We start from the raw sequence: 21,515 nt of genomic DNA on the forward strand, positions 1-21,515 counted from the left end.
CTCTGACGCGCTAAGGTTCGGCTCCCCCGACGCGCTAAATCTGCTGTGCTCCGCCGCGCGGGGATCGCTGGCGGCCGGCACCCGTGACCTGACGAGTAAACGATGGCTGATTTACCGATCAACGACCTAAACGTCGCCTCTAACGAGACCCTGATCACTCCCGATCAGCTCAAGCGTGATATCCCCCTGAGCGACGCCGCCCTGCGCACCGTCACCAAGGGCCGCGAAGTCATTCGCAACATTCTCGATGGCACCGACCACCGTCTGTTCGTCGTGATCGGCCCGTGCTCGATTCACGACATCAAGGCTGCCCACGAATACGCCGATCGCCTCAAGGTACTCGCCGAGGAAGTCTCCGACACCCTGTATCTGGTCATGCGTGTGTATTTCGAGAAGCCGCGTACCACCGTCGGTTGGAAAGGTCTGATCAACGATCCGTATCTGGACGACTCGTTCAAGATCCAGGACGGTCTGCACATCGGTCGTCAGTTGCTGCTCGACCTGGCCGAGAAAGGCCTGCCGACCGCGACCGAAGCCCTCGACCCGATCTCCCCGCAGTATCTGCAGGATCTGATCAGCTGGTCGGCCATCGGCGCGCGTACCACCGAATCGCAGACTCACCGCGAAATGGCTTCCGGCCTGTCCTCGGCCGTCGGCTTCAAGAACGGCACCGACGGCGGCCTGACCGTGGCGATCAACGCCTTGCAGTCGGTGTCCAGCCCGCACCGTTTCCTCGGCATCAACCAGGAAGGTGGCGTGTCGATCGTCACCACCAAAGGCAACGCCTACGGTCACGTGGTGCTGCGTGGCGGTAATGGCAAGCCGAACTATGATTCGGTCAGCGTAGCCCTGTGCGAGCAGGCGCTGAACAAGGCGAAGATCAAGCCGAACATCATGGTCGACTGCAGCCACGCCAACTCCAACAAGGACCCGGCCCTGCAACCGCTGGTGATGGAGAACGTCGCCAACCAGATCCTCGAAGGCAACCAGTCGATCATCGGCCTGATGGTTGAAAGCCACCTGAACTGGGGCTGCCAGGCGATTCCAAAGGATCTCGCCGACCTGCAATACGGCGTGTCGATCACCGATGCCTGCATCGATTGGTCCGCCACCGAAAACACCTTGCGCAGCATGCACGCCAAGCTCAAGGACGTATTGCCGAAGCGTCAGCGCACGTAAGCTGCGTTTTGCGGGCATAAAAAAACGCCGGGCATTGCCCGGCGTTTTCGTGTGTGCGGTTCAGATCTTCGCGGCGCGACGCTGATGGCGTTCCATGTAGCGCTCGACGTAGGAGCAAGACGGGATCACCGTGTAGCCCATTTCTTCGGCGTATTGCAGCGCGCGTTCGGTCAGCGCTGCGGCAATGCCACGGCCGCGCAGGGCATTGGGCACGAAGGTGCGGTAGATATCCAGGGTCTGCTTGCCCAGATCCATGTAGGTCAGGTAAGCACGATGACCGTCCACAGTGGTCTCGAATTGATGACCAGCCTGGTCATGGTGGATGGACAACGCCTCGCTCATCACTACTCCTCGCGGGTCTTGAATTGTGACCCCTACCTTACCGATGTTTTTCCGGCGAAGGAACATCTACGCCACCCCGTGCCTGATGGACACTGAGAAGAGCCACACCGATCTCGCGCAATCTGACACCTGCTGAATAGTAGGCACCATTGGCGAAAATGCTCAAGGTACGCTCGTCATCGGATGGTTTGCGTGCATTGGCATCGATGGTCGCAGGTTCGGCCGCAAGACAATCTTTGCGTGCCGTTTGCCTGAACATTGCCGGAATGTTGAGACTTAAGACGTGCGACCTTTTTTAAAGTCACCTGTACATCAACAAAGATACGCGAAGCGCTTCGCAGAACCTGAACGAAAGTGTGGACGAATTCATTTAGAAAGACTTTAGCCGAAGTCGCAAAAACAGCGCGCGAGCGCGGGAACTTTTCCCGTTTGAGTCGCTCACGCCGGGGCTTGCAGCTGGATATTTTTTATACAGCGCAGTTAAAAGTTGCTCGAAAAAGAATCAACGCCTACAATTTTTTTTGCTTCTTGCGCTACGTCAGTTTACTTACTACAAGTAATGGGTAGTATGTACGCCGGCTATTTCCTCAATCGTGAGGAGACAGCCACTTAATTTGAAAGTCCTTGAAGGGGAACACGATGAACAACGTTCTGAAATTCTCTGCTCTGGCTCTGGCCGCAGTTCTGGCTACCGGTTGCAGCAGCGCATCGAAAGAAACCGAAGCACGTCTGACCGCTACTGAAGACGCAGCTGCTCGCTCCCAGGCTCGTGCAGACGAAGCTTACCGTAAAGCTGATGAAGCTCTGGCTGCTGCTCAAAAAGCACAACAGACTGCTGACGAAGCTAACGAGCGTGCTCTGCGCATGCTGGAAAAAGCTAGCCGCAAGTAATAATCCCTCGGGATTGTTATCGAGCCGATCCGGTTTTCCGGGTCGGCTTTTTTGTGCCCGGTGCTTTTCTCCGTGCAATAAAAAACCCGCCGACGCTGCTCGCATCGGCGGGTTTTCAATCAGAGCTTATTGCTGCAGGTCGATCGGTGCACTGCTCACCATTGGCGCCGAGGTATTCGGCACGGCGATCTCTACCGGCAGGCCGTCTTCGGCGGCGACCACATCACGCACCACATCCCAGTTCATGCGCAGGTTGCTGGTGATGTCTTCACGCTTGAGCATCGCGTTGATTACCGCCGTGTGCTTGTCGACCACCGACGGGTTGCCCTTGTCGTCGAGCGGCGTGTGCGCTTCCAGATAGACCTTGCCGCCACTGCGACCGAACTTGTACGGGTCGTTGATGATGCGCACCGAGGTGCCGACCGGGACCATGCCGGCCATCTCCAGCACGTTGTTGTTGAACATGCGGAAGCAGCCGTGGCTGGTACGCATGCCGATGCCGAACTTCTTGTTCGAACCATGGATCAGATAGCCCGGCGTGCCGAGGGTGAACTTGAACGGGCCTAGCGGGTTATCAGGACCGGCCGGCACCACATTGGGCAGCGGATCACCGTCAGCGGCGTGCTCGGCCTTGATCGAAGCCGGAGGCGTCCACGTCGGGTTCGGTGTCTTGGCGATAATCGAGGTGTGCGCGATCGGCGAGCCCCAGCCTTCACGGCCGATACCCAGCGGAAAGGTGTACACCACGTTACGGCCTTTCGGATAGTAATAGAGGCGGTATTCGGCGAGGTTGATGACGATGCCTTCACGCGGGCCAGGCGGCAGGATGAAGCGCGTCGGCAGGACGATCTCGGTACCGGCGCCCGGCAGCCAGGCATCGATGCCCGGGTTGGCCGCAACCATTTCCGAATAGCCCAGATCGTAGGTGGTGCCCAGGTCGGCGAAGGTGTCTTCGTACTTGGCTTTGATCACCTGCACCTGACCGACGATGTCCTCGCCGGGTGGTGGCAGGGGAAGCTCCAATGCAGCAACGGGACCGGCCACACACAGGGCGGCAAGTGACAGGCAGCGGGTGACGGCAGGAAAGCGCGGCAACATCCGGAAAATCCTTCGCATGATCATCAAGGGTATAAGGGCGCGATTGTACACCGCGGCTTGGGGATTCGGGAGACACGCCGATAGACCGTGTCGCGCCCTGAAAGATCGCAGCCTCGTTGCACTCGTCAGCTCCTACATTTGCAACGCATTCCCTGTAGGAGCTGACGAGTGCAACGAGGCTGCGATCTTTTGATCTTAAAGTTCGAATCGAAGCTCAGGCCAGATCGGCGACGTACCGCGCTTCTGCGATTCGAGAATCGCCCGGCACAGCGAGCACAGACGCTGATCCTGGAACACCCGGCGATCAACATTCGACCAGCGCGGTTGCGCTGGCAGCAGCGTGCCGCACAGCGTGCGATCGGCAGAGCCACCGAGTTCCAGCTGACGCGTCACCAGATGCACCCGCACTTCCTGGCAGGCGAACAGATCCAGCTGCTCGTCAGGCTCGATCAGTTGGTAGGCAAACAGGGACCAGGCAGGACGCGGCATCGGGGGCTCCAAATTAGGGGGCGCCACATTAGCCGAAAGCCTGCCTCTAGAAAAGCCTCATAACAGCGGTTTTAGCGTCGGCCAGACATTTTCCAGCAACTTGCCCTGAGCCCCGGCCGCCGGGTGTAGACCGTCGGCTTGCATCAGGTCCGGATGACCACCGACACCTTCGAGAAAAAACGGCACCAACGGGATGTTTTTTTCATCGGCGAGCTTGCCGTAAACCTCAGCGAACGAATCGGTGTAGCGCTTGCCATAATTGGGTGGCAACTGCATGCCGAGCAGCAGCACTTTCGCGCCGCTCTGCCGCGAGCTGTCGATCATCGAAGCAAGATTTTGTTGCAATTGCGCTGGCGGCATCCCGCGCAGGCCGTCGTTGCCACCCAACTCGAGGATTACCAGCTCAGGCTTATGCTCTGCAAGCAGCGCCGGCAGCCGCGCCAGGCCTCCGGCACTGGTGTCGCCACTGATCGAGGCGTTGACCACTTTATCGTCGAAACCCTCTTGTTTGAGGCGCTGCTCGAGCAGCGAGACCCACCCCAGACGGGTATCCAGGCCGAAACCGGCGCTGATACTATCGCCAACGATCAGGACAGTACCCGCCGCTGCGTTCTGGGCCATGCACATCAAGGCCAGGCCAGCACTCAAAAACCATACACGCATCGGATTCTCCATGGGCGCAAGCATTCTCACCGCGAAGAACCTCAGCAAAGTGGTCCCTAGCGCGGAAGGTGAACTGACTATCCTGCACGAACTCAGCCTGGAACTGAACAAGGGCGACAGCCTGGCCATCGTCGGCGCGTCCGGTTCCGGCAAATCCACCCTGCTCGGCCTGCTCGCCGGCCTCGACCTGCCCAGCAGCGGCGAAGTCACCCTCGCCGGCCAGGGCCTGAGCAATCTCGACGAAGACCAGCGCGCGCGAATCCGCGCCGAGCACGTCGGTTTTGTCTTCCAGTCGTTCCAGTTGCTCGACAGCCTCAATGCGCTGGAGAACGTCATGCTGCCGCTTGAACTCGACGGCCGCAAAGATGCCCGCGAGCGCGCCACGCAATTGCTTCAGCGCGTCGGCCTCGGCCAGCGCCTGACCCACTCGCCGCGCCAGCTCTCCGGTGGTGAACAGCAACGCGTGGCCATCGCCCGCGCCTTCGCTGCCGAACCGGACGTGCTGTTCGCCGACGAGCCGACCGGCAACCTCGACAGCCACACCGGTGAGCGCATCAGCGACTTGCTGTTCGAATTGAACAAGGAACGCGGCACCACCCTGGTGCTGGTGACCCACGACGAACGCCTGGCCCATCGCTGCCGGCGCCTGATCCGTCTTGAAGCCGGGCTGCTGGTCGCCCCTCTGGAGCCTTGATGGCACGTCTGCCGCTGTTGCGTCTGTTCAGCCTTGCCCTGCGCCAGCTCATGCGCGATGCCCGCGCCGGTGAGCTGCGCGTGTTGTTCTTTGCGCTGGTGGTGGCCGTCGCGGCAAGCACCGCGATCGGCTATTTCGGCGCCCGCCTCAATGGCGCAATGATGCTGCGCGCTACCGAGTTTCTCGGTGCCGATCTGGTCCTTGAAGGCAGCTCGCCGGCCCGCGAGGAGCAAATCCGCAGCGGCACCGAACTGCGCCTGAATCATGCGCAAGTGGTGGAGTTCTCCAGCGTCATCGCCACTGACAATGGCATTCAGTTATCCAGCATCAAAGCCGTCGACCGCGCGTATCCTCTGCGCGGCGAGCTGAAAAGCGCGCCCGCGCCATTTGCCAATGAAGAAGTCGGCGGCGAACCGCAACCCGGTGAAGCCTGGGTCGAGGCGCGTCTGCTGACCGCGCTGGATCTGAAGATCGGCGACAGCATCGACGTCGGCATGAAGACGCTCAAGCTGACCCGCGTGCTGACCTACGAGCCGGATCGCGCCGGCAACTTCTACAGCCTGACGCCACGGGTGTTGATCAATCTTGAGGACCTCGCCGCCACCGGCGTGGTGCAACCGGGCAGCCGGGTGAGTTATCGCGAACTGTGGCGCGGCGAACCGCAGGCGCTGGAAACTTATCGCGAGCTGATCAAACCGGGCCTCGCTGCAAACCAACGAATCCAGGATGCCCGTGACGGTAACCGGCAGATTGGCGGTGCGCTGGGCAAGGCCGAGCGCTATCTGAACATGGCCAGTCTGGTCGCGGTGTTGTTGGCTGGCGTGGCCGTGGCGCTGTCGGCCAATCGTTTCGCCAGTCGCCGTTTCGACGCCAGTGCCTTGCTGCGCTGCCTCGGCTTGTCGCGCCGGGAAACCATGGTGCTGTTCAGCCTGCAACTGACCGTGCTCGGCCTGATTGCCGCCATCAGTGGCGCCCTGCTCGGCTGGCTGGCGCAACTGGGGCTGTTCGCGTTGCTGCATGATTTGCTGCCAAGTGACGTGCCACCGGGTGGGCTGTTTCCGGCGATGGCCGGGATTGGCACCGGGCTGGTGGCGCTGGCGGGTTTTGCCTTGCCGCCATTGGCTGCACTGGGTCGCGTGCCACCGTTGCGGGTGTTGCGCCGCGACATGCTGCCGATCCCCTCGAGCACATGGATGGTCTACGGCGCGGCGCTGGGTGCGCTGGGCCTGATCATGTGGCGTCTGAGCCTCGACCTGCTGCTGACCTTCGCCCTGCTTGGCGGTGGCGTAGTCGCCGCGCTGGTGCTGGGCGGCCTGCTGTTGTTGCTGCTGCAAAGCCTGCGCCGCATGCTGGCCCGCGCCTCGTTGCCATGGCGTCTGGGCCTTGGCCAGTTGTTGCGGCATCCATTGGCGGCGGCCGGGCAGTCGCTGGCGTTCGGTCTGATCCTGCTGTCGATGGCGCTGATCGCACTGCTGCGCGGCGAACTGCTCGACACCTGGCAAAACCAGCTACCGAAAAACGCGCCGAACTACTTCGCGCTGAATATCCTCCCGGCGGACAAACAGGCTTTCGCCGATCACCTGATCAAGGTGTCGGCGCAAGCGGCGCCGTTGTATCCGGTGGTGCCGGGTCGGTTGATCAGCATCAATGGCGAAGCGGTACAACAGATCGTCAGCAAGGACTCGGCCGGTGATCGCGCCATCCAGCGTGACTTGAGCCTGACCTGGGCGGCGGATCTGCCGGCCGGCAACAAGCTCACCGCCGGCTCGTGGTGGAGCGGCCAGCCGTCCGATGATGTGCCGGGGGTCTCGGTGGAAGGCAAGGTTGCCGAAAGCCTGAAACTCAAACTCGGCGATCACATGGTATTCAGCGTCGGCGGCGTCAATCGCGAAGCGAAGGTCACCAGCCTGCGCGAGATCAACTGGGACAACTTCCAGCCGAACTTCTTCATGATCTTCCAGCCCGGTACCTTGAAGGATCTGCCGGCGACTTACCTGACCAGTTTCTATCTGGCTCCGGGGCATGATCAGCAGATCGTCGAGTTGTCGCGGACCTTCCCGGCGGTGACCATCCTGCAGGTCGAAGCGTTGCTCGAACAGCTGCGTAGCATCCTCGCTCAGGTCACTCTGGCGGTGGAATATGTATTGTTGTTTGTTCTGGCTGCGGGGATGGCGGTGCTGTTCTCCGGCCTGCAAGCGACGCTGGATGAACGCATCCGCCAGGGTGCGCTGTTACGCGCGCTGGGTGCCGAGCGGCAATTGCTGATCAAGGCGCGGCGTATCGAATTCGGTTTGTTGGGTGCGGTCAGCGGTCTGCTCGCGGCAATCGGTTCGGAGGTGGTCAGTCTGGTGCTGTACCGCTTCGCCTTCGATCTGCCATGGCATCCACATCCATGGCTGCTGGTGCTGCCGCTGATTGGCGCCGCGCTGATTGGTGGCGCCGGTGTGTTCGGCACGCGCCGGGCGCTGAATGCGAGCCCGCTGACAGTGTTGCGCGAGGGTTGATAGACTCAAGCGGTCTTAATCACAAGAAGTCGCCATGAGTCGTTATCGCCCTCCCCGCACCGCCGGCACCGCGCTGATCACCCCCGAGGGTGAAGCGCGGATGCGCGCCGAATTCCATGAGTTGTGGCATGTGCGTCGCCCGCAGGTCACCCAGGCTGTGAGTGAAGCGGCAGCGCAGGGCGATCGTTCGGAAAACGCCGAGTACACCTACGGCAAGAAGATGCTGCGCGAAATCGACAGTCGCGTGCGTTTTCTCACCAAACGCCTGGAAGCGCTCAAGGTAGTCAGCGAAAAACCCAGCGCCCCAAACAAGGTCTATTTCGGCGCCTGGGTGACCATCGAAGACGAAGACGGCAAGCAGTCGCGCTACCGCATTGTCGGCCCTGATGAACTGGACCTCAAACTCGGCTTGATCAGCATCGACTCGCCGCTGGCCCGCGCGCTGATCGGCAAGGCACTCGACGCGGAAGTGCGGGTGCAAACGCCGACCGGCGAGCAGTTCGTTTACATCGTTGCGATTGAATACCCGTAAGACTGATCAGCGCCGAGTGATCAGGCCCTGCCGTGCAACGCGGGTCAGTTGCTTGATCATCTCCGGCGCATCTTCTGCGCTCGGCGCCTGAATCACCGCCAGATCGAAGCTGTCCGTAGCGAAACGCGCCAGCGACTCGCCGTCATCGACAAACTGGATCAGGAACGCGGCAGGACCGCCGCTGCGACGTGGCCAGCCATCGAGATAACGCAACAGCGTCGGCTGGTGTTTGCCGCCAAGAAGGATTTTCGGGTTGCGCTGGGTGACATGTGCCGTGATCGGCGCGGGACGTGCTGGAGGGCGTAGTGCGTTCATCGTGTCGTGTCTCTGCCTCAAAAGTCTGCATGGCAGGTGAGAGGCAACACCGAACCAGCGCTTTAGCGGTATTTCGAAGCCCTGTTCCGGCTTCTGACGGTAACTGTAGAAGTCACCTGGCGCCCCGCAAGTAGCTGTTTAAATCGGCGCATGGGCAACATCCTAGAGAACGTGACCGACCAGTGTCAAGAATCCCCCGCAACAAAAAAAGGCCCGCGCAATGCGGGCCTTTGCCTTGAGCCAGAGCATTCAACCGGCGATGGCGCGATCCGCCGAGAGCTTGCCGGCGCCTTCGATCAGGACCGCAATGCTGCCGGCCAACAAAGCCAGGGCGAACTCGTAACCGTTGTTGGCCATGAACAGACCGTTGCCGATGTGCACCGAGAAGATCGCCACCAGCGAGAGGAACGCCAGACCCAGTGCCGCCGGGCGTACCAGCAAGCCGATGATCAGCGCCAGACCGGCGAAGAACTCGGTACCGCCAGCCAGCGAGGCCATCAGGTAGCCGGGGGTCAGGCCAATGCTTTCCATCCATTGTGCGGTGCCGGCCAAGCCGTAACCACCGAACAGACCAAAGAGTTTCTGCGAACCGTGGGCGGCGAAGATCACGCCGACAGCAATGCGCAGGACAGTCAGGCCGTAACCGGCGCGGGTGAACAGAACCTTGTTGATCAGAGAGCTCATGGTGCATTCCTTGTTGTGCAGAAGTGTTTGTGTGTTTGGGTTGGTCGCTATATTAATCAGTTTATTTCATGTTTAAAGCGCAAAAATTTCGCCATAACAATCGAATTGTTAGATTATTTCCGTGTGACCACTTTCTGCTGCCGGGGCTCGAGCGACTCTCGCTCCCGGTCGAATGCCAGGTAATACTTGTTCACGCTATTAACATAGCTGACGGCGCCCATCCCCACCTGCTCCATGGCAATGCGCTCGACCTGGAAGAACCACTGGTTGGGATTGAGGCCACGGCGGCGGGCTTCCGCGCGCATGCCCTGCACGCGCTCGGGGCCAATGTTGTAAGCGGCGAGGGTGAAGGCCATGCGCTCACGCTCGTTGAGTTTCGGGCTGCTGAAGAACTTGCGGCGGATCATCGCCAGGTACTTGGCGCCGGCCTGCACATTCGCATCGAGATTCTGGATATTGCTCACGCCGACCCGCTGCGCGGCGGACGGGGTGATCTGCATCAGCCCGGTCGGGCCGCTGCCGCTGCGAGCGTTGGGCTGCAGACGCGATTCCTTGAACGCCAGCGCCGCCAGGTTAAGCCAGTCCATGTTCTGCGCATCGGCGTGCTTCTGCAGGGTCGGACGGAGTTTTTCCAGACGCTGGCGATCGGCTTTGGCCAGCGGGTTGTGCACCTGGTACAAGCGTCGATAGATGCGCAGGAACGCCGCGTCTTCGTCCGACGGTCTCTTGTAACCGGTGAGGAAGCGATCGATGCTCGCGCGCAACATCGACGCATCGCGCCGCACGAACCAATGTTCTTCGCCCGGCTCGCCGAGGCTCAGCTGCCGATCGAGACGCAGCTTCGGCAGGATTTTGCCCCAACGCTCGGCAATCGGTTGCTCGACAATGGTCAGGTGGAAAATCCCGCCCTGGACCATCTCCAGCACATCTTCGACCGCCAGCGTCGGATCGACCCATTCGATATTGATCGGCGCCAGTTTGTGCAGCGCCAGTTTCTGGTTGAGCTGGCTGACCACCTCCCCCGCCGCACTGCCGGTGGGCAAGGCCAGGGTCTTGCCGGACAGTTGCTCGACCTTGGTGTAACGGCGCTGGCCCTTGATCCCGACCAGCACCAGCGGCACGTTGCTGGCAATCGGCTCACTGCTGGCCACTGCATAGCCTGATGGCAGATCGAGCAATTCACCGGGCGCGACCATATCGCCTTCGCCGCGCTGCAAAGCGCCGAGCAATTGATCCTTGGCTTTGGGAATGATTTTGAGGGTGACTTCCTGACCGTCACGGGCGTGGCCGTTGAGATATTGCTCGAACGCGCGCAGTCGGTGGTACTCGACACCGATGGCCTGGCCCTGGACCTCGCCGGAGCTGTTGCGGCTCTGATTGACCAACACCCGCAACACGCGGCTGCTGCGAATGTCCGAAAGGTCGCGAACCTTGCTCGCCGGCACGGCTTGCAGCGGCCCGGGCAGGCGCGCGACCGCCGTCATCGGCAGCAGCAGCGCAGCACACAACAGCAGCAGAACCGAGGGACGATGCATCCACTCTCCGAAAAGAATACGGGGCTATTCGTCGCAAAAAAGACGACATCACCGACGAAAACAGAGCGCTGTGAGCGCTGGTAAAGTGCGAGAGACTGGCACAGCGATGGCATCGTCGCCACCCCGGAGTCCTTCGCGGCCTCAACAGACAGCCATAAGTCTTTGTAGTTCTTGGCTTTTCTTATAAATCTACAGCTCTGATATGCTTTCCGGCCTTCGGCCCGAGGTAGCACCATGCAACTCATCGATATCGGCGTCAACCTGACCAACCCCAGTTTCGCCGACAAACACCAGGCCGTGCTCGACCGCGCCTACGCCGCCGGCGTCTGCCAATTGGTGCTGACCGGCACAAGCGTCGAGGGTAGCGAGCAGGCGCTGGAACTGTGCCAGCAACTGGATGAGAGCGGCCAACGGCTGTTCGCCACCGCCGGTATTCACCCCCATTCGGCCAGCGACTGGAACGCTGACAGCGCCCGTCGTCTGCGCAGTCTGTTGAACGAATCCAACGTCGTCGCGGTGGGCGAATGCGGGCTGGATTTCAACCGCGACTTCTCCCCGCGCCCGCAACAGGAAAAGGTCCTGGAAGAACATCTGGCGCTGGCTGTGGAGCTGCAATTGCCGGTGTTCCTGCATGAGCGCGATGCCAGTCAGCGCCTGCTGGAGATCCTCAAGGATTTCCGCGATCAACTGCCGGCGGCGGTGGTGCACTGCTTCACTGGCGAGCAAAAGGCTTTGTTCAGCTACCTCGATCTGGATCTGCACATCGGCATCACCGGCTGGATCTGCGACGAACGCCGGGGCACGCATCTGCATCCGCTGGTCAAAGAGATCAAAGCGGGACGGCTGATGCTGGAAAGCGACGCGCCGTATCTGCTGCCGCGCACGTTGCGGCCGAAGCCGAAAAACGGTCGCAACGAACCGGCGTATCTGAGCGAAGTGCTGCGCGAGGTGGCGTTGCATCGCGGCGAGACCGAGGAAGCGCTGGCCGCACATACCACCGCGTGTGCCCGGGCTTTTTTTAATCTTCCGACGTTGGTGTAAAACGCAAAAGATCGCAGCCTTCGGCAGCTCCTACAGAATGTACGCCGTGCCAATGTAGGAGCTGCCGAAGGCTGCGATCTTTTGATCTGTTGATCCGCATCAAAAAATGGTTTTCTGCATAGCGGCACAATAATGGCACCTTGCCAAAACTGTTTCCGCTATCAGAGAAGACCTCCATGGGTGCCTGGCTTAGCAACATCTCGCTGAAATACAAATTCTGGGCGGTCAATGCGGTCGCCTTTGTCACCACCCTGCTGCTCGTACTGTACGCCGTACATCTCGAACAGCAGGCCCGCAGCCACGCCGCGCAGGCATCCGCGCAAGCGCAGGCGCAGTTGCTCAAGGCCTGGCCGCTCGGGCAACCGTTGCCCAAGTCCGCTCAGGTGCTGACCTTCAAGCGCGGTGAAGTGCCGCGTCTCAACGATCAACCGCTACTGGAAATCAGCGGCAGCAACGGCTGGAACGCCATCAATGAAATGCCGCTGTTTGGCGAGAATCCGTTGATCGGCGCCGAAGTGTTCAGCCGTGCCGACGGCGAGCAAGTGGCGGTCATCGCCTATGCCCCGAGCCTGAGCCAGGTGTTCAGCGAGCGTTTCGCCAACTATGCGCTGGCGGTCTTCGTCCTGATGCTGGCGATGCTCGGCGCCTCGCAACTGTTGATCCGCTTTCTGCTCAGCCAGCTCAACACGTTGAAAGACGTGATGCTGCACGTTGAAAAAACCGGCGACCTCTCCGCTCGCGTGCCGCTGGTGGGCAGGGACGAAGTCGGGCAGATGGCCAATGCCTTCAACGCCATGCAGGCCGGTTATCAACGCGTCGTGACCACCGTTGCCAGCACCGCGCGACAACTGGATGACGGTGCTGCGCGGCTGGCCTCGAGCATGAATGATGTGCGCCACGGCATGCTCGGCCAGCAAAGCGAGACCGATCAGGCCGCCACTGCGATCAACGAAATGACCGCCACCGTTTATCACATCGCGCAACACGCCGGCGCCACCCGCGATCTGTCGAAAACCGCCGATGGCCTCGCCGGCAGCGGTCAGCAGGTGGTGGCGCGGGTGCAGCAATCGATTGCCGGGTTGTCCAACGGCGTGCAGCAGACGGCAGAAATGATTCAACGCCTGGCCGAGGACAGCCAGAAGATCAACGGCGTGGTCAGCGTGATTCACAGCATCGCCGAACAGACCAATCTGCTCGCGCTCAACGCGGCGATCGAAGCCGCGCGCGCCGGGGAGATGGGTCGCGGCTTTGCCGTGGTCGCCGATGAAGTGCGCAACCTCGCCAAGCGCGTGCAGGCGTCCACCGACGAGATCACCGGCATGATCGCCGCGTTGCAGGCCGGCACCCGCGATGCGGTGGATTTCATGCAGGAGAGTTCGTACAAGGCCGACGACTGCGTGCAGCAGGCGCAGGAGGCTGGCGCGGCGCTGGCGGAAATCACCGGGGCAGTGGCGCAGATGCGCGAAAGCAACACGCAGATTGCCGTGGCGGCGGAACAGCAGAGTCAGGTTGCCGAGGAGATGAATCGCGCGGTGGTGAGTATTCGTGACGTTACCGAGAACACCGTGCAGCAGACGGTGGATTCTGCGACCACCAGTAATGAGCTGGCGGCGCTGGCCGGGGCGCTTAACAAGGCGATAGGTCAGTTGAAACTCTGATGGCCTCTTCGCGGGCAAGCCCGCTCCCACATGCGCCATAGAATCAATGTGGGAGCGAGCCTGCTCGCGAAGGCGTCAGAGGCACCTACATCGAATCCTGCGATGACGGCTATCACTTCAATAGCCAACCTTGATTCGCCGCCCTCCGCGCCCGGGCCTATTCTTCAAGCATGTGTTCAACATGGACTGAGGAGTAGCAAACATGGGCAAACGTCACCCCAACCTTCCCGCATGGCAATGGCGCGCCTACCCGGGCAATCATCAGCATCCGACCAATCTGGTCCTGCACTTGATTGCCGTGCCGTTGTTCATCGTGGCGTTTCTGTTGATCGTGTCGGGAGTGTTCAGTCTGAGCCTGGCCAGCGTCGCCATCGGCGTGATCGGTATCGTCGCGGCGCTGGGTCTGCAGCGCCACGGTCACGGCCTGGAGGCGCAAGCCTCCGAGCCGTTCAGTGATCGCAAAGATGCCGTGTCACGTTTGCTGGTCGAGCAATTTCTGACCTTTCCGCGGTTCTTTCTCAGCGGTGGCTGGTGGCGCGCCTGGCGTGAGCGCCACCGTCGGCACTGAATCAGGCGAAGATCGTCACGGTCTGCCGACTCATGGCAATCAACTCCCCTTTCGCGCTCCACAACTTCGCGGCGACATGGCCGTAACCGTCGGCCGCGTATTCGATATCGGCCAGGTATTGGCACCAGTCCAGCGTGCTCAAGTCATGTAAGGGCTGCACGAATTCGATGGTCCAGGTCAGCGTGCTACCCGGCGCCGGCTTCTTCAGATACGGCAACAGCGCCGGCGGCCAGGCATCCACCAGCGCCAGCAGATGCGCCTCGTTGACCGGCTCCTCTTTGACATCCCCACGCAACCGCACCCAGCCGCCCATCAAGCGCGAGGCCGTGCCGGAGAACGGAATGCCGCCGACGCTCCAGCGCATCGCCAGATGGCGCATGAATTCCGGGGTCACGCCTTTGATGTAGGGCAGCTCCTGGCATTCGTCCCAGTGTTTCATGGTCGGCGCCGGGTAGGCTTCGACGGCGACTTCCGAGGGCCGCGAGGCACCGAAGCTGCCCTGAATGATCGTCACCACTTGGCCATTTTGCATGGCGCGGCCCAACACCTGGCTGACCGCTTTGCCTTCACGCAGCACGTCGACTTCGAAACTCACCGGCACTTCCGGCTCGACCGGGCCGACAAAGGTAATCGCCAGCGAACGCACCGGGCGCTCCGTCGGCACCCTGGCGCGCATGGCTTCAAATTGCAGCGCGGCCACCAGTCCGCCAAAACTGGCGCGGCCCTGCCCCCATTCGGCGGGGATGATTACTTCAGGTTGTTGGCGGACAGCATCGAGCAGATCGCAAAAGCGCATGGCAACCTCGGAAAACGAGAAAGGAATGCGCGGATCTTACCCAGCCCCGGGCGGCGGCGCAGCGTCTATTCCGGTCAAATGGGCTGACAGATAGGCCTTGGCACTTTTCGATTTCGCCGCAGAACCCTTGTAGGAGCTGTCGAGTGAAACGAGGCTGCGATCTTTTGATCTGTTTGCAAATCAAAATCAAAAGATCGCAGCCTTCGGCAGCTCCTACAGGGGATGCGCAAGCTTCAGGATTTGAAACACGTAGCGCTGAGCTTTTCCAGCACTTGATCGGCCTTCAGCTCTGCCTTGATCAACCCGGCCTGCCAGGTGGCCACACACGGTTGCAGATCAGCCTCCTGTTCGGCGCGCGCCAGCCATTGCCAGCAGTCGTGCCAGTCGCCCAGTGCGCCTTGCGCCGATTTCAAGCGTTTGTAAGCCGGCTTCGGCAAGCGATCCAGTTCGGGGTAGGCTTCGATACCATAGCGCACGCGTTTGATCAGCAGGCGCAGGCGATGGCGGTCATGGGCGGGATCGTGCAGAGCCGCATCGAGTTTCTGCCATTGTTTGCCCAGGCGTTTTTCGATGCGTTTATCCAGATCCTTGAGCAGCCCCTGACGCTGGGACGCGCGCAAAAATCGTGGAAAGGCGTCAAGAATCATCAGCAACGAAGCCACTTCCGCACTCGCCGCCAGCGCCGGATACGCCTCGGCCATTTGCGCCAGACGCCGCTGCGCAGCCTCGGGCTGATCATGCTCGAGCAGATACGCCGCGAGCACTTCGCGATCACGCCACGGTGTGGTCAACTCGCCCACCGCAGACGCCGCCGCCTCCAGTTGCTCGACACCCGGCAACCCGCGCAACGGCCGCAACAGACTGCGCAAGCGCCGCACCGTGGTGCGCAAATCATGCAGCGCTTCGGGATCAGTGCGCGCAGTCAAGCGCGCCTGACATGCCAGTAGCCGCACATCCAGGCTCAACACATGAGCCACCAAGCGATCGATCATGGGGTCTACTCCGTAGACAGCTACAAGCTTCTAGCTACAAGCTTCAAGCTTCAAGCTGAATGTGATTGCTTCAAAGCTTGCGGCTTGCAGCTAGAAACTTGCAGCTGCTGTTAACGTCCTGCGCGGGACTCGCGAATGTAGAAGCGGGCTTTTTCGGCTTTTTTGCTGCAGCCTTCGAAGCCTTCGAATTGTTGCTGGGTCTTGGCGGCGGTCAGCAGCGACAGCGCTTTGGAATAGCTGACGGTGCCAGCGAAGCCTTCAGCCTTGGCCAGGTCCAGTTCGTGCCAGGCCGCGTCGAGTTGGCTGCCGCAGCTGTCGCGGTACGCGGTTTTGCCGGCGCAACCGGCCAGAACCAGAGCCATCAACGGTACACAGATCCAGGCTTTCATCACTCACACCTCAAGGTAGGTCAACAGTCGTGCAGGTAAGACGGTCAAGCGGTGAAAAAGTGCCTCGCTGACCGGTCAAACCACGTGGCGCAGAGCATAGCGCGCAAGCGTGCGCCGCGAACGAAAAACGACGTCACCGCTTCGCGCAACGACCTTGGCGATTGAGCCGCTTGGCCGATGCGTGCATTGTGCAGGCTTGTCCGGAGGAAGTTTGATGAAAAAGCGTGTCGCACTGGTGCTGGGCTCCGGTGGCGCCCGGGGCTATGCCCATATCGGCGTTATCGAAGAAATTGAAAGACGCGGCTACGACATCGCCTGCATTGCCGGTTGTTCGATGGGCGCGGTGGTCGGCGGGATCTATGCCGCCGGCAAACTGGATGAGTACCGGCGCTGGATCGAAAGCCTTGATTACCTCGACGTGCTGCGTCTGGTCGATGTGAGTTTCCGTCTCGGCGCGATTCGCGGCGAAAAGGTCTTCGGGCAGATTCGCAAGATCGTCGGCGAGATCAACATCGAAGACCTGCGCATCCCCTACACCGCCGTCGCCGCCGACCTGACCAATCAGCAGGAAATCTGGTTTCAGGAAGGCTGTCTGCATCAGGCCATGCGCGCCTCGGCGGCGATTCCCAGCCTGTTTACCCCGGTGATGCAGGGCAACCGCATGCTGGTCGACGGCGGCATTCTCAATCCGTTGCCGATCGTTCCGGTGGTGTCGAGCCATTGCGACCTGATCATCGCAGTCAACCTCAACGCCACCAATCAGCGGCAGTACAAGTTGCCGGTGATCGAGCGGCCGGCGGCGTTCCGTTCGCGCTTCGACAGTCTGATCAAATCCATGGGTTCGAAGTTGCCGTTCCGCCGTAAACAGGCCGAGCAATTGTTGAAGCTGGAACAGGAAGCCTTGCGCGCCGAGGCGGCGGAGATCAATCCGTGGCTCGAGGGCGTCGAACCGGAAAGCCAGCAACCGGCGGCCGCCCCGGAACGCGAAGGCGCACCGAAATCCGCTACCGGTTCGTTCATCATCGATAACGTCGGGCCGGCGTCGCTGCTGGATTTGATCAACCAGAGTTTCGAGGTGATGCAGACCTCACTGGCGCAGTACAAGATTGCCGGGTATCCGCCGGATATCCTGATCAACGTGCCGAAGCGGGTGTGCCGGTTTTTCGAGTTCTACAAGGCGCCGGAGTTGATCGCGCTGGGGCGGGAGATTGCCAGTGATACGCTGGATCGGTATGAGCAGGAGCAGGGTTGAACTGATCCGGATTTTTCGGAGTATTTGATGGCCTCTTCGCGAGCAGGCTCGCTCCCACATTTGAAATGCATTCCCCTGTGGGAGCGAGCCTGCTCGCGAAGGCGTCAGATCAGCTGTTAACGCCTGACCAAAACCACACCCCATAACCGAGGTAATCCCGACATAAGCCGGGCCACTCTGGCACAAACCGGGACACCTCCTGCAATTCCCTTGCACCCACTGCAATGAAAAACGCCCCGTCAGTCCTCGACCGACGGGGCGAACATATCGACTTGGCGGCGCGCCACCTCATCCTTCCTGACCGCCTTCACGATCTTGTAGATCCACTGCAGCGACACCGCATACTTCCTCGCCAGATCACTATGATTCGTCCCAGTGAACTCCTCGAAGATCTTCCGATCGCGCCGGCTCAACTTACCCGCCAGCCCCATCGGGAAATACACATTCTGCCCACCCCAGTGCGCCGCCATCCGATCGGCCACCTCCTGAGCCACATGCCGCGCCGCGTCACCCTCCATCGACACCAACTCAACCAACGACGCCGCCACATGCTCAGTCAGATCGACCAACAACTCCGGCCCCTTACTGCGCAAATCACCCATACCGCACCGCCGCATCCTCAAGGCCGCGCATCACTGCTGCTCCCTGATCGAAGAGAGCCAAACCACATCCACCCCGCGCACATTCACCGAATTACGAGTGAACCGCCCCGCAGACGAGTAGCGAACGCCTCTGAACCGATCACCAAACCGCTCCACAAACAAATCCGCGCTGACCGCCTCAATCTCCACCTGATTATCCAACAGCAACTGCTCCCTGACCTCGATTCCAGCGCCGCGCAACTCCCGCACCAGCTCATTGAAAGCCGAAAGCATGATCGGAAACCCCTCAGCCAAAATACTCAGCGGCTCACGCTTCAAACCGCCTGACAGATTCAAAGTCCCCACATCACACCCCCTTGACCACATCAGCGGACACCTTCGGCACACCCAACTGCACCGCCAGATTCATCGCCGCAATCAACAGATTGCCGATGGCCAAGGGATACAGCAGCGAAACAGACCCATCGCGCCCACCATGCCGAGTCGGCTGAGACAGCCGCGCCACGATCGCATCCACAGCCCCGTCATCCATCACATCGGCCAGCGCCTTGCCCACCCGTTCAAACCGAAACGTCAGAAACTCCTTCAACCGCGACCGATCCACCGGCGCCAGCGTCACCCGCTCACAGCGCTGCACCACCTCACGCACATCCGCATTGCGCTCGCTCAACTTCACCCCCAACTCCGGCTGGCCGATCATGATGATGCTCACCAACTTCGTGAACCCCACCTCCAACTCCAGAATCCGCTTCAAGTGCTTGAGCGTCGGCACCGGCAAACTATGCGCCTCCTCAATCACCAGACAATGGCGATACCCGGCCGCATGCGACTCCTTCAGCGCTCGATGCAACTGAGCAAACCGCGCCTCGGGACTGCTCTTCGGTTTCGCCAGCGGTGCCACCGCCGCCATCATCGACTCGGCGATATGCGTACTCTTCAGTGACTTGCCCTTCGTATCGTTATCCTCGGACGCCAACACATACGGCTCAATGACCAACACCGCATCATTGTTCTGCGCAAGGCGATTCACCAGATCGCGGCGAAGCGTACTTTTGCCGGCACCCGATTCCCCCTCAATCGCCAAAAAGCCACCGTGGCGCGCCGTCTGATACATCGCCTCCCGCACATACCGAATATCCGGGCTTACCCACATATCCTCGGCGCTCTGCAACTCATCGAACGGGTCACGAAACAAACCGAACGCCTTGCGCGTCGCGGGTTGGAGCGTTTGCTTGGGCAACAACATCGAATCGTCCTCCTTGGACACAACATTCACACAGGGCTTGGCAACAGGCTTCAGAACAAGCGCATCCGCCTCATCAAACGCGCCAGCAATCGCGGCATCGTTAACACCAGAGGCTGATAAAAAAGCGCGAATCCGGCCACGCAACACCTCACCCTCCAAACGGCGAGGCCACAAATTGTGATTCACCAACTGCGCCACCGCCGCACTGCTCACACCCAACGACTGCGCCAACGCCTCCTGCGGCTTGCCCACATCCTGCAAAATCCCTTTCAACTTCAACATCACACACCCCCAACCGAACTGAGCGGCCTGCACCTGACCTCGACAGGCCGTCTCAACTCAGCCTCAACTGCCTCAAGCTCATCCTCCGGCACCCCCTCAGGAAAGCGCTCCAACAACCAGCCGTAAGACTGCGGCGACCACAACTGGCCCAACTTCGGCCGAAGCCGTTTCGCCGCCTCGACCACACTCAAAGGCACCACCTCAACCGTCGGCGCATCCACATGCAACGTCGAACCACGGCGTGGCAGATAAGCCGGCAGCACCGTGTCACTCACATACTTGTGCGGATCGATCCGCCCACCGAACGGCACAGCCTTCGCCTTGCGCGCCGCCTGCGCATCCGCCTCGCAACTCGTCTCCGTCGCCAGTTGCTCCAACACCTTGCGCGACACCTGCGCAGGCGTATCCGCGTGGCGCTTGAACTGCTGGCCGATCACCGCCGACGAATCAGCGAAGCCAAACGCATCCACGCCAATTCGTTCGATCACATGGAAATGCTCACGCCCGTCATCACCCACCAACACCGCAATCGCCGAATCCTTATCCCGCCAGCAATTGCGCGTAATCAGCAGCGTCTCCCCAACCATCACATCCGGCACCGAACTCACATCAAACGACGCGCCACGGAACGACACCCGCAGCAAATTACTCACCTTGCGACGCTCCGGCGTGCACACCGCCAACTCACGGCACACCTCAACACTCGGCGCCAAGCGCAACTGCTCTGGCGTAATCAGCTGCCAAACGCCATAGCGACTGCGCCGCGTGCGGGTATGGATCGACGTCGAATTAAAGAACTGCATCCACCGCGACGCCCACGTATTGATTTGCTCCAGCGTCTTGGCCGGCTGAAACTTCAATGCACTCTCAAACTCGCGCTCCACCAAATTATGAGCCTGCTCAACCTGGCCCTTGGCGCGGGCATTGCCAACCCGATTGATCACCAAATCAATCGACAGCACCCGGCACAGATTGCGGAAAATGCCGCTCGTCATCGCGGCGCCAGGGTCCGTCATCAGGATCCACGGCACACCGTGGAAAGGGTCCGTCGCGCCGCGCTTCTGCATGGCATTGATCAACACATTGCACAAATTCTCCGCCGACTCGGCGCCCAACACATACTCCACATACAGCGTCCCGCTCGTATGATCGGTCACCACATAACGCCACAAACGCTGGCGCTCGATCCGCTTCAAATTCGCCGGCTTGCCGTCGTAAAACTCAGCCTTGTGCATCACCTGCGCGCCGTCATCGGCCAAATAGAACTGCGTCGAAATCGACGCATCCACCTGCCACACATGATTGGGATGCAAACTCGCCAACGACACCGCCGGCGCGTCCTGCAACAACTGCGAGGGATGCAACTTATAAGTGTGCAACGCTCGGCAAATCGAACTGCGGCTCAGCGGTTGAAACACACCCGTCACCTCATCCACGCGACCGGCCTTGATCAAGCCATTACTACGCAAGCGTTCGACCGCTCGCATAATCGTCGACAACTGCTTGTTATTGGCCCGGATCGACTCCAACAACAGCGCCGAAATCAGTCGGGCTTCCTCAATAGGTAAAACGCTGCTACCCGCATCCTCTCGGCGTTTGCGCGGCTTCGTCACACGCACCGACCGCAACTGCCGTTGCAGCGTCGAAAGCGACACCCCCAACGCAGCCGCGCCGGCCTCATAAATAGCCGTACGCTCGCCATGCACCGCCGCATCCAACCGACGGGCAATTTCCAACAACTGCTGCACCTGTACAGGATTCAT

Annotated in this window: 23 protein-coding genes; 9 read left to right on the top strand and 14 right to left on the bottom strand. The window is 60.6% G+C overall.

Translation table 11 applies throughout. From position 1 onward, the window contains the following. The first annotated feature begins 102 nt into the window (after positions 1 to 102). On the top strand, positions 103 to 1,179 hold the full coding sequence (locus tag FEE99_RS23685; protein WP_016770878.1) for a 3-deoxy-7-phosphoheptulonate synthase: 1,077 nt from the start codon (positions 103 to 105) through the stop codon (positions 1,177 to 1,179). Positions 1,180 to 1,239: 60 nt separating this feature from the next. Here the strand turns inward: FEE99_RS23685 and FEE99_RS23690 are convergent, their stop codons facing one another. Then, positions 1,240 to 1,521, bottom strand: a complete 282-nt coding sequence (locus FEE99_RS23690; RefSeq protein WP_016770879.1) for a GNAT family N-acetyltransferase — start codon at positions 1,519 to 1,521, stop codon at positions 1,240 to 1,242. Between the two features lie 639 nt (positions 1,522 to 2,160). On the opposite strand from FEE99_RS23690, the gene oprI reads away from it, so the two are divergent. Beyond that, entirely contained in the window at positions 2,161 to 2,412 is a 252-nt protein-coding gene (gene oprI, locus FEE99_RS23695; RefSeq protein WP_003183784.1) for an outer membrane lipoprotei OprI, read from the top strand. 126 nt (positions 2,413 to 2,538) lie between these two features. On the opposite strand, the gene FEE99_RS23700 is transcribed toward oprI, so the two are convergent. The 3 genes from FEE99_RS23700 to FEE99_RS23710 form a co-directional block, all read right to left on the bottom strand. Continuing rightward, the gene (locus FEE99_RS23700) at positions 2,539 to 3,510 is read right to left on the bottom strand and encodes a L,D-transpeptidase family protein (protein WP_041478402.1); all 972 of its coding nucleotides are present in this window, start codon (positions 3,508 to 3,510) and stop codon (positions 2,539 to 2,541) included. Between the two features lie 195 nt (positions 3,511 to 3,705). Beyond that, positions 3,706 to 3,999 carry a hypothetical protein gene (locus tag FEE99_RS23705; RefSeq protein ID WP_016770881.1) on the bottom strand — a complete coding sequence of 98 codons (294 nt, stop codon included), beginning with the start codon at positions 3,997 to 3,999 and terminating at the stop codon, positions 3,706 to 3,708. Between the two features lie 57 nt (positions 4,000 to 4,056). After that, positions 4,057 to 4,662, bottom strand: a complete 606-nt coding sequence (locus tag FEE99_RS23710; RefSeq protein WP_041478400.1) for an arylesterase — start codon at positions 4,660 to 4,662, stop codon at positions 4,057 to 4,059. 10 nt (positions 4,663 to 4,672) lie between these two features. Here FEE99_RS23710 and FEE99_RS23715 point away from each other — a divergent pair, with 10 nt between their 5' ends. The 3 genes from FEE99_RS23715 to greB are packed head-to-tail and all read left to right on the top strand — an operon-like array spanning position 4,673 to position 8,392. Continuing rightward, positions 4,673 to 5,356 (top strand): ABC transporter ATP-binding protein, encoded by a 684-nt coding sequence (locus FEE99_RS23715; RefSeq protein ID WP_016770883.1) that lies wholly within the window; start codon positions 4,673 to 4,675, stop codon positions 5,354 to 5,356. Further along, positions 5,356 to 7,860 (top strand): ABC transporter permease, encoded by a 2,505-nt coding sequence (locus FEE99_RS23720; RefSeq protein ID WP_041478398.1) that lies wholly within the window; start codon positions 5,356 to 5,358, stop codon positions 7,858 to 7,860. Before FEE99_RS23715 ends, FEE99_RS23720 begins: the two co-directional genes overlap by 1 nt. A 34-nt stretch (positions 7,861 to 7,894) precedes the next feature. Then, positions 7,895 to 8,392 (top strand): transcription elongation factor GreB, encoded by a 498-nt coding sequence (gene greB, locus FEE99_RS23725; protein ID WP_041478396.1) that lies wholly within the window; start codon positions 7,895 to 7,897, stop codon positions 8,390 to 8,392. 6 nt (positions 8,393 to 8,398) lie between these two features. Here the strand turns inward: greB and FEE99_RS23730 are convergent, their stop codons facing one another. From FEE99_RS23730 to FEE99_RS23740, 3 genes are all read right to left on the bottom strand, one after another. After that, on the bottom strand, positions 8,399 to 8,707 hold the full coding sequence (locus FEE99_RS23730; RefSeq protein ID WP_041478394.1) for a hypothetical protein: 309 nt from the start codon (positions 8,705 to 8,707) through the stop codon (positions 8,399 to 8,401). 249 nt (positions 8,708 to 8,956) lie between these two features. Next, positions 8,957 to 9,391 (bottom strand): DoxX family protein, encoded by a 435-nt coding sequence (locus FEE99_RS23735; RefSeq protein WP_039759946.1) that lies wholly within the window; start codon positions 9,389 to 9,391, stop codon positions 8,957 to 8,959. A 113-nt stretch (positions 9,392 to 9,504) separates the two neighbouring features. After that, positions 9,505 to 10,926 (bottom strand): MltF family protein, encoded by a 1,422-nt coding sequence (locus FEE99_RS23740; protein ID WP_041478391.1) that lies wholly within the window; start codon positions 10,924 to 10,926, stop codon positions 9,505 to 9,507. A gap of 234 nt (positions 10,927 to 11,160) precedes the next feature. Here FEE99_RS23740 and FEE99_RS23745 point away from each other — a divergent pair, with 234 nt between their 5' ends. The 3 genes from FEE99_RS23745 to FEE99_RS23755 all read left to right on the top strand — a co-directional run bounded on the left by FEE99_RS23745 (position 11,161) and on the right by FEE99_RS23755 (position 14,193). After that, positions 11,161 to 11,967, top strand: coding sequence for a TatD family hydrolase (locus FEE99_RS23745; RefSeq protein ID WP_041478389.1), 807 nt, complete (start codon positions 11,161 to 11,163; stop codon positions 11,965 to 11,967). 176 nt (positions 11,968 to 12,143) lie between these two features. Then, complete coding sequence (locus FEE99_RS23750; RefSeq protein ID WP_041478387.1) at positions 12,144 to 13,625, top strand: methyl-accepting chemotaxis protein; 1,482 nt, start codon at positions 12,144 to 12,146, stop codon at positions 13,623 to 13,625. Positions 13,626 to 13,827: 202 nt separating this feature from the next. Further along, complete coding sequence (locus tag FEE99_RS23755; RefSeq protein WP_041478386.1) at positions 13,828 to 14,193, top strand: Mpo1-like protein; 366 nt, start codon at positions 13,828 to 13,830, stop codon at positions 14,191 to 14,193. A gap of 1 nt (position 14,194) precedes the next feature. Here the strand turns inward: FEE99_RS23755 and FEE99_RS23760 are convergent, their stop codons facing one another. The 3 genes from FEE99_RS23760 to FEE99_RS23770 all read right to left on the bottom strand — a co-directional run bounded on the left by FEE99_RS23760 (position 14,195) and on the right by FEE99_RS23770 (position 16,370). Next, complete coding sequence (locus tag FEE99_RS23760) at positions 14,195 to 14,989, bottom strand: acyl-CoA thioesterase (protein WP_041478384.1); 795 nt, start codon at positions 14,987 to 14,989, stop codon at positions 14,195 to 14,197. Between the two features lie 233 nt (positions 14,990 to 15,222). Next, positions 15,223 to 15,981 (bottom strand): CHAD domain-containing protein, encoded by a 759-nt coding sequence (locus tag FEE99_RS23765; RefSeq protein ID WP_041478383.1) that lies wholly within the window; start codon positions 15,979 to 15,981, stop codon positions 15,223 to 15,225. A gap of 110 nt (positions 15,982 to 16,091) precedes the next feature. Next, on the bottom strand, positions 16,092 to 16,370 hold the full coding sequence (locus tag FEE99_RS23770; protein WP_016770894.1) for a hypothetical protein: 279 nt from the start codon (positions 16,368 to 16,370) through the stop codon (positions 16,092 to 16,094). Positions 16,371 to 16,584: 214 nt separating this feature from the next. On the opposite strand from FEE99_RS23770, the gene FEE99_RS23775 reads away from it, so the two are divergent. Beyond that, the gene (locus FEE99_RS23775) at positions 16,585 to 17,622 is read left to right on the top strand and encodes a patatin-like phospholipase family protein (protein WP_041478381.1); all 1,038 of its coding nucleotides are present in this window, start codon (positions 16,585 to 16,587) and stop codon (positions 17,620 to 17,622) included. Between the two features lie 239 nt (positions 17,623 to 17,861). Here FEE99_RS23775 and FEE99_RS23780 read toward each other — a convergent pair whose 3' ends face one another. Genes FEE99_RS23780 through FEE99_RS23795 form a run of 4 tightly spaced genes read right to left on the bottom strand, consistent with a single transcriptional unit; the run spans position 17,862 to position 21,515 of the window. Next, complete coding sequence (locus FEE99_RS23780) at positions 17,862 to 18,224, bottom strand: Mor transcription activator family protein (protein ID WP_041478379.1); 363 nt, start codon at positions 18,222 to 18,224, stop codon at positions 17,862 to 17,864. A gap of 30 nt (positions 18,225 to 18,254) precedes the next feature. Further along, on the bottom strand, positions 18,255 to 18,569 hold the full coding sequence (locus tag FEE99_RS23785; protein WP_237143785.1) for a hypothetical protein: 315 nt from the start codon (positions 18,567 to 18,569) through the stop codon (positions 18,255 to 18,257). Position 18,570: 1 nt separating this feature from the next. After that, positions 18,571 to 19,752: an ExeA family protein gene (locus FEE99_RS23790; RefSeq protein WP_143979062.1), complete on the bottom strand. Its 1,182-nt coding sequence runs from the start codon at positions 19,750 to 19,752 to the stop codon at positions 18,571 to 18,573. After that, positions 19,752 to 21,515 (bottom strand): integrase catalytic domain-containing protein, encoded by a 1,764-nt coding sequence (locus FEE99_RS23795; protein ID WP_041478498.1) that lies wholly within the window; start codon positions 21,513 to 21,515, stop codon positions 19,752 to 19,754. The genes FEE99_RS23790 and FEE99_RS23795 overlap by 1 nt, the downstream gene beginning before the upstream one ends.

Origin of the sequence: Pseudomonas sp. ef1, assembly GCF_007293365.2 — a bacterium.
Classification (GTDB): Bacteria; Pseudomonadota; Gammaproteobacteria; order Pseudomonadales; family Pseudomonadaceae; genus Aquipseudomonas; species Aquipseudomonas siliginis.

What these genes read in the sequence shown, in the direction of transcription:
- FEE99_RS23775 (WP_041478381.1), top strand. Translation starts at nt 16,585, where the DNA reads ATGAAAAAGCGTGTCGCACTGGTGCTGGGCTCCGGTGGCGCCCGGGGC.
- FEE99_RS23750 (WP_041478387.1), top strand. Translation starts at nt 12,144, where the DNA reads ATGGGTGCCTGGCTTAGCAACATCTCGCTGAAATACAAATTCTGGGCG.
- FEE99_RS23795 (WP_041478498.1), bottom strand. Translation starts at nt 21,515, where the DNA reads ATGAATCCTGTACAGGTGCAGCAGTTGTTGGAAATTGCCCGTCGGTTG.
- FEE99_RS23740 (WP_041478391.1), bottom strand. Translation starts at nt 10,926, where the DNA reads ATGCATCGTCCCTCGGTTCTGCTGCTGTTGTGTGCTGCGCTGCTGCTG.
- FEE99_RS23715 (WP_016770883.1), top strand. Translation starts at nt 4,673, where the DNA reads ATGGGCGCAAGCATTCTCACCGCGAAGAACCTCAGCAAAGTGGTCCCT.
- FEE99_RS23780 (WP_041478379.1), bottom strand. Translation starts at nt 18,224, where the DNA reads ATGGGTGATTTGCGCAGTAAGGGGCCGGAGTTGTTGGTCGATCTGACT.
- greB (WP_041478396.1), top strand. Translation starts at nt 7,895, where the DNA reads ATGAGTCGTTATCGCCCTCCCCGCACCGCCGGCACCGCGCTGATCACC.
- FEE99_RS23770 (WP_016770894.1), bottom strand. Translation starts at nt 16,370, where the DNA reads ATGAAAGCCTGGATCTGTGTACCGTTGATGGCTCTGGTTCTGGCCGGT.
- FEE99_RS23790 (WP_143979062.1), bottom strand. Translation starts at nt 19,752, where the DNA reads ATGTTGAAGTTGAAAGGGATTTTGCAGGATGTGGGCAAGCCGCAGGAG.
- FEE99_RS23700 (WP_041478402.1), bottom strand. Translation starts at nt 3,510, where the DNA reads ATGTTGCCGCGCTTTCCTGCCGTCACCCGCTGCCTGTCACTTGCCGCC.
- FEE99_RS23755 (WP_041478386.1), top strand. Translation starts at nt 13,828, where the DNA reads ATGGGCAAACGTCACCCCAACCTTCCCGCATGGCAATGGCGCGCCTAC.
- FEE99_RS23690 (WP_016770879.1), bottom strand. Translation starts at nt 1,521, where the DNA reads ATGAGCGAGGCGTTGTCCATCCACCATGACCAGGCTGGTCATCAATTC.
- FEE99_RS23760 (WP_041478384.1), bottom strand. Translation starts at nt 14,989, where the DNA reads ATGCGCTTTTGCGATCTGCTCGATGCTGTCCGCCAACAACCTGAAGTA.
- FEE99_RS23720 (WP_041478398.1), top strand. Translation starts at nt 5,356, where the DNA reads ATGGCACGTCTGCCGCTGTTGCGTCTGTTCAGCCTTGCCCTGCGCCAG.
- FEE99_RS23730 (WP_041478394.1), bottom strand. Translation starts at nt 8,707, where the DNA reads ATGAACGCACTACGCCCTCCAGCACGTCCCGCGCCGATCACGGCACAT.
- FEE99_RS23710 (WP_041478400.1), bottom strand. Translation starts at nt 4,662, where the DNA reads ATGCGTGTATGGTTTTTGAGTGCTGGCCTGGCCTTGATGTGCATGGCC.
- FEE99_RS23685 (WP_016770878.1), top strand. Translation starts at nt 103, where the DNA reads ATGGCTGATTTACCGATCAACGACCTAAACGTCGCCTCTAACGAGACC.
- FEE99_RS23765 (WP_041478383.1), bottom strand. Translation starts at nt 15,981, where the DNA reads ATGATCGATCGCTTGGTGGCTCATGTGTTGAGCCTGGATGTGCGGCTA.
- FEE99_RS23705 (WP_016770881.1), bottom strand. Translation starts at nt 3,999, where the DNA reads ATGCCGCGTCCTGCCTGGTCCCTGTTTGCCTACCAACTGATCGAGCCT.
- FEE99_RS23735 (WP_039759946.1), bottom strand. Translation starts at nt 9,391, where the DNA reads ATGAGCTCTCTGATCAACAAGGTTCTGTTCACCCGCGCCGGTTACGGC.
- oprI (WP_003183784.1), top strand. Translation starts at nt 2,161, where the DNA reads ATGAACAACGTTCTGAAATTCTCTGCTCTGGCTCTGGCCGCAGTTCTG.
- FEE99_RS23745 (WP_041478389.1), top strand. Translation starts at nt 11,161, where the DNA reads ATGCAACTCATCGATATCGGCGTCAACCTGACCAACCCCAGTTTCGCC.